General features: G+C 34.1%; 15 protein-coding genes and 1 tRNA gene. 5 read left to right on the top strand and 11 right to left on the bottom strand.

Annotation, left to right across the window (positions count from 1 at the left end):
* Positions 1–93: 93 nt before the first annotated feature.
* From A5819_RS09900 to A5819_RS09885, 4 genes are all read right to left on the bottom strand, one after another.
* Positions 94–166, bottom strand: a tRNA-Lys gene (locus A5819_RS09900).
* A 111-nt stretch (positions 167–277) separates the two neighbouring features.
* Positions 278–409: a FeoB-associated Cys-rich membrane protein gene (locus A5819_RS09895; RefSeq protein WP_086278644.1), complete on the bottom strand. Its 132-nt coding sequence runs from the start codon at positions 407–409 to the stop codon at positions 278–280.
* 4 nt (positions 410–413) lie between these two features.
* Positions 414–2567 carry a ferrous iron transport protein B gene (gene feoB / locus A5819_RS09890; RefSeq protein ID WP_086278643.1) on the bottom strand — a complete coding sequence of 718 codons (2154 nt, stop codon included), beginning with the start codon at positions 2565–2567 and terminating at the stop codon, positions 414–416.
* Between the two features lies 1 nt (position 2568).
* Positions 2569–3039 carry a ferrous iron transport protein A gene (locus A5819_RS09885; protein ID WP_086278642.1) on the bottom strand — a complete coding sequence of 157 codons (471 nt, stop codon included), beginning with the start codon at positions 3037–3039 and terminating at the stop codon, positions 2569–2571.
* A 493-nt stretch (positions 3040–3532) separates the two neighbouring features.
* On the opposite strand from A5819_RS09885, the gene nrdH reads away from it, so the two are divergent.
* From nrdH to nrdF, 4 genes are all read left to right on the top strand, one after another.
* Positions 3533–3757 (top strand): glutaredoxin-like protein NrdH, encoded by a 225-nt coding sequence (gene nrdH, locus A5819_RS09880; RefSeq protein WP_010760423.1) that lies wholly within the window; start codon positions 3533–3535, stop codon positions 3755–3757.
* Between the two features lies 1 nt (position 3758).
* Positions 3759–4136: a class Ib ribonucleoside-diphosphate reductase assembly flavoprotein NrdI gene (nrdI, locus tag A5819_RS09875; RefSeq protein ID WP_086278641.1), complete on the top strand. Its 378-nt coding sequence runs from the start codon at positions 3759–3761 to the stop codon at positions 4134–4136.
* Positions 4117–6276, top strand: a complete 2160-nt coding sequence (gene nrdE, locus A5819_RS09870; protein WP_086279672.1) for a class 1b ribonucleoside-diphosphate reductase subunit alpha — start codon at positions 4117–4119, stop codon at positions 6274–6276. The genes nrdI and nrdE overlap by 20 nt, the downstream gene beginning before the upstream one ends.
* Before the next feature lie 104 nt (positions 6277–6380).
* The gene (nrdF, locus tag A5819_RS09865; protein ID WP_086278640.1) at positions 6381–7343 is read left to right on the top strand and encodes a class 1b ribonucleoside-diphosphate reductase subunit beta; all 963 of its coding nucleotides are present in this window, start codon (positions 6381–6383) and stop codon (positions 7341–7343) included.
* An 86-nt stretch (positions 7344–7429) separates the two neighbouring features.
* On the opposite strand, the gene A5819_RS09860 is transcribed toward nrdF, so the two are convergent.
* A complete protein-coding gene (locus tag A5819_RS09860; RefSeq protein ID WP_086278639.1) occupies positions 7430–8548 on the bottom strand; it encodes an AI-2E family transporter in 1119 nt (372 codons plus the stop codon).
* Between the two features lie 179 nt (positions 8549–8727).
* On the opposite strand from A5819_RS09860, the gene A5819_RS09855 reads away from it, so the two are divergent.
* Positions 8728–9549 (top strand): DUF92 domain-containing protein, encoded by an 822-nt coding sequence (locus A5819_RS09855; protein WP_086278638.1) that lies wholly within the window; start codon positions 8728–8730, stop codon positions 9547–9549.
* Between the two features lie 73 nt (positions 9550–9622).
* Here the strand turns inward: A5819_RS09855 and A5819_RS09850 are convergent, their stop codons facing one another.
* The 6 genes from A5819_RS09850 to A5819_RS09825 all read right to left on the bottom strand — a co-directional run bounded on the left by A5819_RS09850 (position 9623) and on the right by A5819_RS09825 (position 16655).
* Entirely contained in the window at positions 9623–10330 is a 708-nt protein-coding gene (locus A5819_RS09850) for an MgtC/SapB family protein (protein ID WP_086278637.1), read from the bottom strand.
* 133 nt (positions 10331–10463) lie between these two features.
* Entirely contained in the window at positions 10464–11165 is a 702-nt protein-coding gene (gene nagB, locus A5819_RS09845; protein ID WP_086278636.1) for a glucosamine-6-phosphate deaminase, read from the bottom strand.
* A gap of 128 nt (positions 11166–11293) precedes the next feature.
* Positions 11294–12424, bottom strand: coding sequence for an LCP family protein (locus A5819_RS09840; protein ID WP_086278635.1), 1131 nt, complete (start codon positions 12422–12424; stop codon positions 11294–11296).
* Positions 12425–13170: 746 nt separating this feature from the next.
* Positions 13171–14586 (bottom strand): lipopolysaccharide biosynthesis protein, encoded by a 1416-nt coding sequence (locus A5819_RS09835; protein WP_086353047.1) that lies wholly within the window; start codon positions 14584–14586, stop codon positions 13171–13173.
* Entirely contained in the window at positions 14579–15703 is a 1125-nt protein-coding gene (locus A5819_RS09830) for a polysaccharide pyruvyl transferase family protein (protein WP_086353046.1), read from the bottom strand. The genes A5819_RS09835 and A5819_RS09830 overlap by 8 nt, the downstream gene beginning before the upstream one ends.
* A 16-nt stretch (positions 15704–15719) precedes the next feature.
* Positions 15720–16655, bottom strand: coding sequence for a glycosyltransferase (locus tag A5819_RS09825; protein WP_086278631.1), 936 nt, complete (start codon positions 16653–16655; stop codon positions 15720–15722).
* Between the last annotated feature and the right edge of the window lie 49 nt (positions 16656–16704).

The raw sequence follows: 16704 nt of genomic DNA, 5'->3' as shown, positions 1-16704 counted from the left end.
GTTGGAAATAAACAAAAAAAGAGAACGCATATTCCATCTTCTAAACGTCCGAAGACGCCGACAGAATACCATTCTCGTGGGTTTGGCACCCAATGGGTCGTAAGGGGCTCGAACCCATGACCCGCTGATTAAGAGTCAGCTGCTCTACCAACTGAGCTAACGACCCAAATAATTAGTACTTAAATATTGTAGCACTTGAAAGTCGTTTGTTCAAGAGGAAACATTGGATACAATGAAATAAATCACGACCATTTTATCTCATTGTATCTTCTCTTTTTTATTCCCCTTGTTCTTTTTTTACAGGACAAGTCGTATGACAATCATCACAACTTTCCCCTTTTTTAATTCGAGAATAGACAACATATCCTGCTCCGCCAAAAATCAATACTGCTAAAATCAACGTTGCCATACTTTTACCCTCTTTCTAATGTTGCCATTGTGACAACTGGTTCTTCCGTTACTTTTGGTTTTCTAACTAGGTAATAGCCCATAATGATTACGAATAGCATTGCCATAATTATTCCTACACCAAATTGGCCATTTTCAAAGATAACATGCCCAAACTGATAGATAATGAAACTGACTACATAAGCTAAGCCACATTGATAACCGATCGCGCCCCAAGTCCATTTCCAATCACCCATTTCTCTACGAATTGCACCAATTGCTGCAAAACATGGTGCACATAATAGGTTAAAGACTAAAAATGAATAGGCTGCAACGGGTGTAAACGCGCCCTGCAATGCAGACCAAACTTCCACGCCATCTTCTGATACTTCACCTAAATGACCAAACAAAATACCAAATGTACCAATCACATTCTCTTTTGCAACTAAGCCTGTGATCGTCGCAACAGCTCCTTGCCAAGTGCCCCAGCCAAGTGGTGCAAATAGTGGTGCGATGACTTTACCCAAATTTGCCAAAATACTTTGGTCTTCAGCCGCTTCTTGTAATGTAAATGTATACGTAGATGTAAACCAAATGATGATACTCATCACAAAAATAATTGTTCCGGCTTTTTTCACAAATGATTTACTACGATCGTAGGCATGACGGAGAACGCCACGCAATTGCGGCATATGATACGCTGGTAATTCCATGATAAATGGTGCTGGATCACCTGAAAATGAACGCGTCTTCTTTAATGCAATCCCTGATAACACAATCGCTGCGATCCCAATAAAATAAGCGGATGGCGATACCCAACTACTTTTTGGAAAAAAGGCCCCAGCAATCAAGGCAATGATCGGTAATTTCGCTGAACAAGGCATAAATGTAGTAACCATAATCGTCATCTTACGATCTTTTTCATTTTCAATCGTTCGACTCGCCATAACTCCTGGTACACCACAGCCTGTTGCAATCAACATCGGAATAAAAGATTTTCCTGATAGACCAAATTTTCTAAATAAACGATCCATCACAAAAGCGATTCTTGACATATAACCACAATCTTCTAAAAAGCCTAAGCATAAGAATAAAACGGCTAACTGCGGTAAGAACCCTAAGACCGCGCCAACTCCAGCGATGATCCCGTCTAAAATCAAACTTTGCATCCACGGGGCTACATGCCAACTTGCTAATAGTCCTTCAACCGTTGTCGGCACAATATTTCCAAATAATTCATCATTGATCCAGTCAGTCCCCATTGTCCCAACAGTTTGAATCGCTAAATAATATACAAACCACATGATCAGTGCAAAAATTGGTAAGGCTAACCAACGATTGGTTACGATTCGGTCGATTTTATCACTTGTACTAAATGTAATTTCATTTTTTTCAATTGCACATAGAGCAGTCAAACGCGTGATAAACTCATAACGTTCATTGATCACGATCGCTTCACTATCATCACCAAAGATTTGTTCAGTGATCTTGATGATTTCTTCTATTTCCTTTTGTTGGTGTTCACTTAACTCAAGTTCTTCATGAACCCTAGCATCTCTTTCAAACAATTTAATACTATACCAACGTGCTTGTTTTGCCAGCACATTATTTCCTAAAACATCCATGATTTCATTTAATGCTGCTTCTAAACGATTATCATACGTTGGATAGTTCAACTCTGGAGGAAAAATTTCAGCAGCTTTTACTGCTTTTTTTACTAATTCATCCAGTCCTCGATTTTTTAAAGCACTAACACCAGATACATCCACACCTAAACCATAAGAAAGTTTTTCAATATTGATTTTCCTACCTGTTTTATCCAGAATATCCATCATATTCAATCCAACCACAACTGGAATACCTGTTTCCATCAATTGTGTTGTTAAATATAAGTTTCGTTCTAAGTTTGTCGCATCAACAATATTGACAATAACATCTGGTCCACCGCCCAGTAAATAGTCTCTGGCAACGACTTCTTCTGGAGTGTAAGGAGAAAGGGAATAAATACCAGGTAAATCTTGGATCGTTACTTGTTTGTTTTTTTTCAGTTTACCTTCTTTTCGTTCAACAGTAACACCTGGCCAATTTCCTACATATTGATTGGCACCTGTCAGTGCATTGAATGCTGTTGTTTTTCCACTATTCGGATTTCCTGTCAGCGCAATATGTTGCTCTTTCATCCTATACTCCCTCTTTCTGTACCAAGACTAGTTCTGCTTCATTTTTTCTTAATGTCAATTCATAACCACGTAAATTGATTTCGATTGGATCTCCTAATGGCGCCATTTTTCTAACAAGTAAATCTACACCTTTTGTCAGTCCCATATCCATCAACCGTCTTTTAACCGCTCCTTGCCCATGAATACCAATTACACGAGCTTTCTCCCCAATTGTTAATTGGTCGAGAGACACCCAATTTTCTTCATCAATACTTTTTTCTACTATAATAATCTGTTTCAATACAGATAGGTTGATCGCAATTCGGCTATTGTGTAACAAAACAATTCCATTCTCACTCGAATAATTTACCAACACGACTTTTCCACCTGGCACAAGACCAAGATTATTCAAATGCTTCTTCGCAAAACCTTCTGCCTGAATCTCTTCAATTGTATAAACCTTGTTTAACTTTGCTTGTGCCAATGTCAGCATTGGATTACCCTCCCCATTCTAAATACCACTATATGATAACGACGTTTCACTTTGTACTTTTCAATATAAAAACAACCACGCTAAGCATTTGTGAAAAATTTTCATTTTAATCATCAATGATATTGATAATCGTTCTCATTAAGTATACCTGTTTGTGAGACTTAAATCAATCTTCTTTCTACCTATAGTAAGATAATATTTTCTGCGCTTAAGTAACTAAATTTGATTAGTGTATCTTAGATCAATCGACCACTATATCTTGTGTTTCGCCAATTAGAATTTCCGATGGAAATTTTAATAAATTTCTTTTTTTAACGCTAAAATAGCAAGAATAGCCGCTCAAATCTAGAGAATACGTGCTTTCATATTTCTTTCAAAAACACAAAACATGGTATTCCATCTAAAAATGACCACAATATGTAGTGCCTAAGTGTTGACTTTTTCCCTGAGAGATTTATACTAGTGAAGTAAACTAATTGAGGGGGAATTAAAAATGAACGTAAAAATCTTTTCTAAAAATAATTGTATCCAATGTAAAATGGCAAAACGCTTTTTGAGCGAGAATAATATAGCATTTGAAGAAGTAAATATCGATATCCAACCAGACGCAATCGATTGGTTAAAAGAACAAGGATTCCAAAGTGTTCCGGTTATCACTTCTGATGCTACAACAGTTGTAGGATTCCGTCCTGATCAATTAAAACAATTGGCTAGCTAAAATGAAAATCGTTTATTTTACTGTCACCGGACAAACCAGACGCTTCATTAAAAAATTGGATTTAGCAGCTTATGAGATTGAGCCTGCGGATCCTTTTTTTGAGATAAATGAGCCTTTTGTCCTCGTCGTTCCTACTTATGACCAAGAAATCACTGAAGTAGTGAACGATTTTCTTGATTACAAAAGTAATCAGAAACAGTTAAGAGGCGTGGCCGGCAGCGGCAATCTTAATTTTGCAGAATTATTTGTGTATACTGCCAAAGACATAGCCCGCGAGTATAAAGTTCCTATGGTTTTTGCTTTTGAATTTAGCGGCACGAACGAAGATGTAGAATCCTTTAAGAAAGTAGTGAGTGAACTTGAGTCTAAAAGAAATTAAAGATGTCAGCTATTTTAAGCTGAATAATGAGATTAACCGTCCTGTTGATGGACAAATCCCTTTACATAAGGACAAAGAAGCACTAGAAGCATTTTTCAATGAGAATGTTCTTCCTAATACAAGAACTTTCAATACTATAGAAGAAAAAATCAATTATTTAATTGAAAATGATTATTTAGAAACTGCATTTATCGCCAAATATTCTATGTCTTTTATTGAACAACTATATACATTTCTTGATGAACAACGATTTGAATTTAAATCATTTATGGCAGCTTACAAGTTTTATTCACAATACGCGCTTAAAAACAACGAAGGAACTGAATACTTAGAAAGCTATGAAGATCGTGTGGCCTTCAATGCTTTGTACTTTGCTGATGGCAATGAAGAACTAGCGTTGATTTTAGCTGATGAAATGATCCATCAACGCTACCAACCTGCAACGCCTTCTTTCTTGAATGCTGGACGCAAACGTCGTGGCGAGCTTGTTTCTTGTTTCCTGATCCAAGTAACCGATGATATGAACAGCATTGGTCGTTCAATCAACTCAGCCTTACAATTATCACGTATTGGTGGCGGTGTGGGAATCACACTAGCGAACTTGCGTGAAGCAGGCGCTCCAATCAAAGGATACGAAGGTGCTGCCAGTGGCGTGGTTCCTGTTATGAAATTGTTCGAAGATAGCTTTAGCTATTCTAATCAATTAGGTCAACGTCAAGGTGCTGGAGTTGTTTACCTAAACGTTTTCCATCCAGATATCGAAATGTTCCTTTCAACGAAAAAAGAAAACGCGGATGAAAAAGTTCGTGTGAAGACTCTTTCTTTAGGTGTTGTGGTTCCTGATAAATTTTATGAATTAGCTCGTAACAATGATGATATGTATTTATTTAGCCCATATAGTGTTGAACGTGAATACGGTGTACCGTTCTCTTATGTTGATATTACAAAAGAATACGATAATCTAGTAGCTAATCCTAAGATTCGTAAACGTAAAATCAAAGCCCGTGATCTAGAAAATGAAATTTCTAAATTACAACAAGAATCTGGTTATCCATATATCATCAACATTGATACAGCCAACAGAAGCAATCCAGCTTATGGTAAAATCATCATGAGTAATCTATGTTCAGAGATCTTACAAGTTCAAACACCATCTGTTTTAAATGGTAAACAAGAATATGAAACACTTGGTACAGATATCAGCTGTAATTTAGGTTCAACTAATATCGTTAACTTGATGGACAGCCCAGACTTTGGTAAATCGGTTCGTGCAATGACTCGTGCCTTAACATTTGTAACAGATGCTTCTGATATCGATGTCGTGCCTTCTATTCAAAACGGAAACAAATTAAGTCACACAATTGGACTTGGTGCAATGGGTCTGCATACGTTCTTTGCCAAAAATCATATGGAGTATGGTTCAAAAGACTCACTAGATTTTACTAATGTATACTTTACTCTATTAAATTACTGGACATTAGTTGAAAGTAATAATATCGCTAAACAATACAATGAGACCTTCTATAATTTCGATAAATCTGATTATGCGAATGGTTCATACTTTGATAAATATATCGAAGGAGATTTCACTCCTCAATCAGATAAAGTCAAAGAAATCTTTAAAGATATCTTTATCCCAAGTTCTGATGATTGGGCAAAATTACGTGATGCAGTGAAAACAGATGGTTTATATCATCAAAACCGTTTAGCTGTAGCTCCTAATGGCTCTATCTCTTACATCAATGATACAAGTGCTAGTATCCATCCGATTACTCGTATGATCGAAGAACGTCAAGAAAAGAAAATCGGTAAAATTTACTATCCTGCTCCTTATCTAGCTAATGATACGATTCCATACTATACATCTGCTTATGACATGGACATGCGTAAAGTTATCGATGTTTATGCAACAGCGCAACAACATGTGGATCAAGGAATGAGTTTAACCTTGTTTATGCGTTCTGAAATTCCTGAAGGTTTATATGAATGGAAAGATTCACCAAAACAAACAACGCGTGATCTGAATATTTTACGTCACTATGCTTTCCATAAAGGCGTTAAATCAATTTATTACGTAAGAACATTTACTGACGATGCCGAAGAAATCGGCAGCAACCAATGTGAAAGTTGTGTCATCTAAAAATTAAGAGCAACAAACTCGCAAAAAACAAACAAGGCGCCCTCTGGTCGCCTTGTTCTATGATTTACTGTATTTTAACGTAAAGGTAATGAGGAGGAAAATACATGGCAACCTATTATGAAGCGATTAACTGGAACGCTATCGAAGATGTTATCGACAAATCTACTTGGGAAAAACTAACGGAACAATTCTGGTTAGATACTCGTATTCCTTTGTCTAATGATTTAGATGATTGGAGAACCCTTTCAGACTTAGAAAAAACAACTGTCGGCTACGTTTTTGGTGGTTTAACGCTACTAGATACCGTTCAATCTGAAAGTGGGATGGAACAACTAAGAAATGATGTCCGCACGCCACACGAAGAGGCTGTTTTAAATAATATCCAATTTATGGAATCGGTCCATGCTAAAAGCTATTCTTCTATTTTTAGTACATTAAACACTAAAAAAGAGATCGATGAAATATTCGAATGGACAAATTCAAATGTCTATCTGCAAACAAAAGCAGAAAAAATCAACGAAATTTATAAAAATGGTACGCCGCTAGAAAAGAAAGTTGCGAGTGTCTTTTTAGAAACCTTCTTATTCTATTCAGGTTTTTATACGCCTCTTTATTACCTAGGGAATAACAAACTAGCCAACGTTGCTGAAATCATCAAATTGATCATTCGCGATGAATCTGTTCACGGAACTTATATTGGCTACAAATTCCAATTAGGTTTCAATGAATTATCTGAAACAGAGCAAAACGAAATGAAAGATTGGATGTACAACCTTCTTTATGAATTATACGAAAATGAAGAACGTTATACAGAAGAATTGTATGATGGTTTAGGTTGGACTGAAGAAGTGAAGACCTTCTTGCGTTACAATGCAAACAAAGCCTTGATGAACCTTGGTATGGACCCATTATTTGCGGATACAGCGAATGATGTCAACCCGATCGTTATGAATGGTATCTCTACTGGTACAAGCAATCATGATTTCTTCTCTCAAGTTGGTAATGGTTACTTATTAGGAACTGTTGAAGCAATGAAAGATGATGATTATCTAATTGGTATGGATTAATTCTTTCTAAAAAAGTCTAAGATAAAACCCAACGGTTTTATCTTAGACTTTTTTTATCCATTCAACATTTAAAAGAAAATCAGACTTTAAACAATTTGATCTTCTAGCCCACTCTCTTTAGCCTCTTTTTTAATCTTATAAATCTTACTAATATTAATGCCCAAGGTCTTGATCACGGCATAAACAGGAAAACAAATCAGCATCCCAATAATTCCTCCCACACTTCCTGAAGCGATCAAAACTAAAATAATCGTCAGTGGATGGATATTCATTGATTTCCCCATTAAAAGTGGCTTGATCAGATTACCATCCAATTGTTGGATCACTAAAATCGATAAAGCCATGTATAACGCTTGCCAAGGTGAAATGAACAGCCCAACTAAAATAGCTGGAACAGCACCAATAAACGGTCCAACATAAGGAATGATATTCGTTAAACCACAAAAAACAGCTAACAGCAAAGCATATGGCTGTTTAAATATCGTCATCGCAATAAAGCTTAGAATCCCAATAATCAGCGCATCTAACACCGTACTACTGATATAAGCTGACAACGTTTGATTTAATTCTCTAACCGTTTGACGTAACTCACTGCGAATACTCTTTGGAAAGAAATGGGACATTGCATCCAAAAACTTATGACCATCTTTAAACATGAAAAACAAAATAAATGGCACAGTAAAAAGTAAAATAAAGAATCTCATCAATACCCCAACAATTTTTGAAAGACTGCTCGTTACACCGACAATCGCAAAATTTAAAATATTACTGATTGTAATGTTCACTTTATCTAATTGTTCTTGAATATTAAACCCCTTAAACGCTTCTAAATCACTTAATTCATTCAACCATTGATTCATTTCTTCTGCATAGCTTGGAAGCGACTGGCTCAATTCTAAAGATTGATTAACCAATTGAGGTACCACGTTCCTAACTATCAATGCAATCAAAATAATCAAAACTGCAAACGTAAGCATAAACCCAACAATTCTAGGAAGTCCTCGTTTTTCTAACAAAACAACGATTGGATCGAACATATAATATAAAAATCCGGCAATCAATAATGGCATAAAAACTGCAGATACCATTCCTACTATTGGGCTAAAAACATTTGGCATTTTTAATAAAAAGAAAACACCGATGATTGTTAGTACAATTTCTACTGTCCAAAATAATAATTTTGATTGTTTAAACAAAGAACCCATACAAAACCTCCAATACATAGTAATTTCATTCTATCATTCTTTTCAAGTATAAAAAGATTTTTTTCAATTTAAACTGTTATCTTAGCAAAAAATTTCTCTCTCTAATACTCATAACTTTTTCATGCTATACTTACGTTGTATAACTATTTGACCAAATCAATTACTTCAAGAGGTGTCTCATGACTATTTTAGTTTATAAATTATTGCTAGGATTTATTGCAGGTATCTTGATTGGTATGTTTTCATATATCACAGAGTTACTAACAAAGTCTGGTGTTATGGCTGTAGTTATTATCGCTATGTTCGTTTGTGGATTTGGCTCATGGCAAACTTGGAGCTTACTGATTTTATTTTTTGGTAGTTCAGGGTGCATTCATCTAGTAAAAAAGATACTCAAAGTATCTGATATTGAATCTATTACTGAAAAAAACCATACAAGAGATGCTTGGCAAGTATTTGCTAACAGTCTTCCAGCAGTTATTTCATTAGTTCTTTTCTATTATACAAAAAATCAATTATTTATGGTTGGTTATGTTAGTGGTGTCACAGGAGCAACAGCTGATACCTGGGGCTCAGAGATCGGTATGTTAAGTAACAAACTCCCACGCTCGATTGTTTCATTTAAACCAGTTGAAGCTGGTCTTTCTGGTGGTGTTTCTGTTCTTGGCAGCCTTGCTTCTTTCTGTGGTAGTTTGTTGATTTCAATAACCTTTTGGCTTCTTTATGGTTGGTATCAACTGTACCAATATCCCATAAGTTTACTAATCATGGTGCCGCTTATTTGCGGTCTTATTAACTCTCTTGTGGATAGCCTATTAGGCGCAACACTTCAAGCAAAGTATCGTTGTCTTATCTGTGGACAACTGACTGAACAAAAACAACACCATCTTCAACAAACTAAACAGATCAGTGGCATTTCCTGGCTATCAAATGATTGGGTTAATTTTCTTAGCGGTAGCTTAACAGTTTTGTTAAGCTGGAGCATACTTTTTTTCATCTAAATAGTAATCATATAAAAAGAAGGTTCACTTGAACATTTTCAAGGACCTTCTTTTTTATGTTTATCAACGCAACTCAGATACTAACTAAACGCAATTTCGTTATATTTTTATAGATCGACAAATCCTCTATAACCTCTGCATAGGTCATGCCTTTTGGTAAATCGATCGTATAAATATTTGTGTAAATCTGCGTATCATCAACCAATAACACATTAAAGTTAACATCTTCTATTTCGATTTTATGTTCTTCAAAATATTGATTGATAAATTCTTTTGTTTCCTGCTTGTGGATATAACGAATTTCTAATTTTTTGGTTGTCGGAACATGAATTACTTTTCTAACCAATGTCAATGCAATGAAAATACCCACAAAGCTAGTAATTGCAATAGCATAGTAACCCATACCGATCGCAATACCTAATCCTGCTACAGCCCAAAGAGAAGCAGCTGTGGTTAAGCCTTTCACCGACTGTTTGGTAACAATGATCGTTCCAGCGCCTAAGAACCCAATTCCACTCACTACTTGAGCAATTAGACGTGCTTGATCCGAACGAATCACACCAGTCAATTCTGGATGATTGATCGCATCCCGCAAAGCACTTGCTGCAATTTCAACTTGAATCAAGGCAATGATTGTTGCACCCATACAAACTAAAATGTGTGTCCGCATACCCGCCGGTCGATTTTTGTATTGGCGTTCAAATCCAATCACACCACCAATCAGCATGGCCAAACATAGCCGTATAATAATCTCAGGAACTGTTAAACTTATATCCATCATACTCATTCCTCCTACTGCTCTTCTATTTCATTATAGCACTAATTCAGATTAAGAGAATGACGTTCCTCTCAACAAAAAAACTGTGCCTAGGAGCTAACTATTTAAGTTAAATCCCGGCACAGCTCTATGAATCTTATAATTTGCTTGCTGCTGCATCATCAATAATGACAACCACATCAGAATGATTTTGTAATGCACTTGCTGGTAGATCAACAGAAACAGGACCATCGATCATGCCTTTGATTGCATCTGCTTTAGCTTCTCCATAAGCCATTAAAATCATTTTCTTCCCTTTCATGATTGAACCAATTCCCATAGAAACAGCTCTAGTTGGTACATCTTCCACTTTTTCAAAATTACGTTTATTCGCATTGATCGTAGATTCCGTTAATTCAACAACATGAGTTAAACTATCTAAAGGTGTTCCTGGTTCATTAAAACCAATATGTCCATTTTGGCCAATACCTAAGATTTGAATATCGATTGGATTACTATAGATAATACTTTCATAGTGCTTGCATTCAGCCGCTAGATCTTCTGCTTTTCCATTAGGTACATATGTGTCTTTAAATGGTTTTTTATTGAATAATTGATCGTTCATGAAATAACGGTAACTTTGATCATCTTCTCCACCTAAACCAACGTATTCATCCAAGTTTACAGAAGTCATATCAGTAAAATCTAAATCACTTGCAGTCATTTCTTTATATAAAGTTTCTGGCGTACTTCCTGTAGCAAGCCCCAAAACTTTCGCACCATTGTTCATGCCTTCTTTAATCAGTTCAAATGCTTTTTTCCCGCCTTCTTCAGCGTTCGCTACTTTGATAATTTGCATTAAAAATTGCTCCCTTGCATTCATATTTGGTATAGTCCAATTATAACATCGTATAAAAAAGATTTCTAGTCTAAAGTAGGTGGAAATTAAAAAAACTTCTATTCTGATTAAGAATAGAAGTTTTAGCTTCAGTAACCATCTCCTGAATAAGGAGTTTCTTCTGCTACGGCATTTGGATCAGTATATCCAGACCCGCCACCATTAACGTCTGTCGTTGGATCTACATAACTAGTTGTACCGTAAGCATTAGTATCATACCCACTATACGTGCCCGTCTCATCACCAGTAGCATAATTACTATAGTTGGCATTATCAGTTGCCTGCATTTTTTCATTTTTAGCCATACCTAATTGAGCACGTAAATCAGTTTGGACTTCAAACAATTTCGTCGGGTCCAGTAACTGATAGTAAATGCCCCCGATTTCGGTACCTTCCCCCTCTAATTGTAAGGAGTCGATGTCTTTAAAAGCAGGCATATATTTCTTTTGAATATCTACCATGTTATCCCAAGTCAAATCGGTTTTTACATTATCTTTTACCGCGTCCAAAATTTTTCTGTATTTCGCTACACCGTCTAAACTGATTACTTTGTTAACAATTTTTTCAACCACTTCTCGCTGACGACGTTGACGACCAATATCGCCTTCTGGATCTTCTTTACGCATACGAGCGTATGCTAAGCCAGTTTCTCCGTCCAATTTAACTTTACCAGCAGGAACAACGATGCCATCTAATGTGAACTCACCAATTGTATTATCAACTTCAATACCGCCCACAGCATCAATTAGGTCTTTCATACCTTTCATATTGATCGACACATAATTATCTATTGGAATATCCAATAAATTTTCAACCGTATCAATCGCCATCTTAGCCCCACCAAAAGCATATGCATGATTCAATTTATCTTCGGTCCCATTACCAACAATTTCCGTCAAGATATCTCTATCCAAACTAATCATTGTTGATTTCTTTTCTTTCGGATTAATAGTAACTACCATTGTAGTATCTGAGCGACCTTGTTCCGTACGACCTAGATCCCCAGTATCGATTCCCATCAATAAAACAGAGAATGGCTCTTGAGCATCGATATTTACAGCTACATCTCTTTTTTTAGATGTTCGATCGATAGACTCGAAAACCCCTTTCACTGTATATGTTGCATCGGAGTACATTTTAATCCCATATGCACAAAAGCCAGCAACCGATATAAGAACCACTCCTAAAACAGTCAATATTACTTTTTTCCATAGATTCATAAGACACTTCCTCATTTTTTACAAGAATAATTCATGAAACCTATTTTCTCACAATTTGAATCACGCCGCAACTTTTTTGGGGAATTGGCATGATATCTTAATGTATTTGTAAAATAATAACAAACTTAAGCAAATCTATCTTTCCTTACAAAAAGGGCTTTTTCCCTATTTCCAAATCCTTTAATTTTTTTATTAAATAGTAACCTACAGACATTCCAAAAACGTTTAAGATAATATCTGATAAGGAGAACGTTCATACATAAAAATAGTATTGTGCTATCTCAATTCTTGTAACTAGAAACAAACTTAAAATAACCATTTGTAAAGCCTGTAGTCTGTTAAATAAAATGCCAAAAGGAATAAAACCAACCACATTCAATATACTTTCGATTATTCCTCCTGAATACATCCAATCTGTTAAAATATTTAAACTAATATCATGATTATTTGCCTGTTTAAAAAAAAGAAATATAAACAGTAAGCAAAAATAGCAACTATAAAAAGCATACATATAAATTATTATTTTTTTCGCATTTAACTGTATTAATAGAAAAAACATAGAAAAAAGCAAACTAAGAATAGAATTAAATATGAAAAGTTTATTGAATTAAAAAGATAGACTAATTGCGTGTATCTTTTTATTATCAACATCAACAATCTAATAAATAATAGAGACACTAGCAAGCTAACAAAAATAAATACCGCATATAATTTTATACTTTTCATTATGTTCCCTAATAAATTAACTAACTTTCATCTTTTTTCACATATTTTTTTCTTAAAAATTGAAATATCAAAATAAATATCTCTTTGCTGATAAAAATTGTACAGAAAAATAATAGTACCTCAACTATCATCAATTTAGATCCATCCAATAAGTACAGAAAAACGATTTGAAGTATAATTACTAGATGGATAATGATTATATTTTTAATATTAATTGTCATGTGAATAAACTTTTTAGTATCAAAATATCTGATTATAAATATTAAAAAAAAGCTAACCATAGAACTAATTCCCACTCCACTAGTTCCTATAGATGGAATTAGCAAAAGATTCAAAATAACACTAGCCAGAGCTCCAATGATCGACGAAAAAAATACTCCTTGCGTTTTTTTTGCAGCAATATAATTTGTTCCTAGAAATCCCGAATAGCTTGAATATACTACAGCTAGTAATAATGGTGGAACTATTTCCCAAGAATTATAGAAATCTATATTAATAACCCATTTAACCAATGGTTTTAAAATCATTAGTAATCCAGAAGCGCCCAAAAGCATTACAAGCGAAAAATAGTTAAATACTTTGGAATAGAATACTGACTTATCTTTAGAATCAAATTCTTCAATCGCCGACATCTGCCAAGCCTGCATAAAAATTGTATTTAAAAGTGATATTAAGCTGGGAATTTTATTTGCAACAGCTAACAATCCATTTGCAGAACTACCAATAAAAAATACAACAAAATATCGACTTGAAGCATTCATTAACCACCACATAATTGCATTGGGAATTAATGGTAGACTATAAATTAAAAGCCTTTTTATCAACTGTTTATCTAAATTCTTAAAGTTAAAAAATGACCATATTTTCAGTACACAAGCAAGATATACAATTGTAATTATATTTGCTAATACTAAAGATATGAGGTACCCCTGTATACCCATTTTAAAAATAACCAATAAAACAATATTCAATACAGCCGTAGCAAATGTTAATAACACCCCACTAAGAGCATAAACTTTAATTTTGTCAATTCCTCTAGCAAACTGAGCAAACGTTGTTTGAAGTGCTTGTAGTATCAATATCCAATATAAGTAATACCAAAAATGATTTGTTAATGGAAAAAAAAATGACAAACACATAATTCCAAAACTACTAGCAACAGCCATAGCAAAAAGTAGCAACATACTGTTTGTAAATACTTTTTCTTTCGATTCATTTTTATCCATGACAAAACGAATGACACCATCAAAAATATTTAAAGATACAATTGGAAGTAATAAACTGACTGTTGTCATTAACAAATCAACTGATCCGTATTCTGCCGGGGTAAGCGAATAGGTATATAGAGGAACCAATAAAATCAACAACAATTTACTTCCAAAATTGCCAATAGTAAAAATGATAGAATTATTTATTAATTTTTGATACTTACTCATCTTGATTCATCCTATTAATTCTCTCGATCAAAGGATTATATTCCCCTTTTAAAGAAAAGCCAAAATCTTTCGCATCTAGCACCTCTTGAATCATTAACTCAATCTCACTAATTGATTGATCATCAACAAGCCGTATAAAGTCACATTTTGATAGCCAGTGTTGGTACGTTGATTCAATTTTGTGATTTCCATTTTTGAACACTATACAAGGTGTCTTCGTGATAAAAGCAAAAATCATCCCATGGAGTCTATCAGTAACAGCAAGTTCATGACTAGCTATTTCTTTCCATTTCTCTACTAATATTTTTTTTCTCAATTTCTGTGGAATTGTTTTTCCTTCTTCTAACGTTGTATCACTTTGAGTAATAGAATTTGAAAAAAATTTCATAAGGACCTGATTTAACTGATCTGTGGTTTCACCTGAAATCACTTTTTCATTATCTGTTCGTAGTAGTGTAATGACCCCTTTTCGTTCTTTTTTTTCAAATTCTTGTGAAATATCTAAAGACATAACAATATCAGGAACTAATTCAACAAATGAATCAGGATAATTTTCCTTCATTATATTAAAGCTAACAGGTTCTCTAGCGAAAAAACTCCATTTTGGATTTTTATAGTTCTTTTTACTCAACTTTAGCATTTTTTTTCCAACTTTAGTTTGCTCAAAATATATTGATTGGGGAAAGGATACTATTTCCCATTCAATCATATTCTTTACAACTTTTTCACGAACAATTTCTACGGCCGGATATAATGAACCTAAATTCCCTCCACCATGAAACAGTACCTTATCCTTTTTTGATATCATAGTGGGTAATATTTCTGAAAACTCTGGCACATAAATTTCCGGAATTTCAATATATTGAAATTTAGGAAATTCTTTTTTGACAAACATGTATTCTGCATACACGATTGCAGCATCTCCAATATTTCCATGTTCAGGAGTACCAACTACAATAAATTTAGCACCATTTCTCTTCAGTTCTTTTATTATTTCATTAAACAACTCCTCCTTACTGAGGTCTCTTTTTCTTGAATATTTAACTTTAAAATAGTAGTAGAACAATAATTGAAACTTATCTGGATTATCTACTATCCATTTTTTTATTTTTCTCATAGCCAAATTAGTCCTTTCAGTATACTCTTAATGTAAATTGAACATACAGCATATTTATAAATTCTCGTCTAAAATATTTGGAATTCACGCTTGCTTTAAAAATAGTTATTAACATCTTCATGAAGTTTCCTCTATTTTTTATTTTCAGTTCTACTATGTATTTAGAATATTTTTTTTGCTCTTCTTCTGGAATCAGAAGAAGTCTATTTAAATGCTCTATATCATAGCTATCCAATCCTTCATTTTTTCTTTTCTTATGAAGTTCCACAATATACTTACTTACAACTTGAGAGATTAATGCAGTATCATAACCCATACTTGTATTTCGGATTCTATACTGCCCTAGTTTTTCTTTCATATGGAGAATCTTCACATTAGAGTCTATAGCTCTTAAAGCAAAATCATAGTCTTCAGCTGCAGGAAATTTACGATAACCCTGTAATTTTTCGTACACATCTCTTCTAATCATCCAAGTTGGATGCACCAAAACATTTACCACTGGTAATATTTTTATCAATTTTCCAATGTTATATTCTTTTGTTCTAGCTTTTCTAACTAAATATCCATCTTCGTCAATAATATCTACATTTCCACTAATAAAATCAATTGTTGGTTGTTCTTTAAATTTATTTAATTGCCGCTCTAACCTTTTTTTGTCGGCAATATCATCTGCGTCAATACGAGCAATAAAGTCCCCTTCAGATAATATTAGTGCCTTATTTAGTGATTCAGCTAGACCAATATTTTGTTCATTAATAACTACCCTCACTCGACTATCTTTTAATGCCCATCCTTTTAGATAATTTATATTTTCAAAATTAAACGGATTATCTACTATGATAAGGAATTCAAAATTTATGTATGTTTGATTTATTATTGATTCTACTGCGTCTTTTAGCCAATCTAGATTTTCATTATAAACACTCATTAATACAGAAACTTTTTCTCTCATCTAACAAATCAACCTTTCAAAAATAAACATTGTCAATATACTAATATAC

It is taken from the genome of Enterococcus sp. 7E2_DIV0204 (assembly GCF_002140855.1).
Classification (GTDB): domain Bacteria; phylum Bacillota; class Bacilli; order Lactobacillales; family Enterococcaceae; genus Enterococcus_L; species Enterococcus_L lemimoniae.
This window is presented reverse-complemented; position numbering and strand designations above follow the sequence as displayed.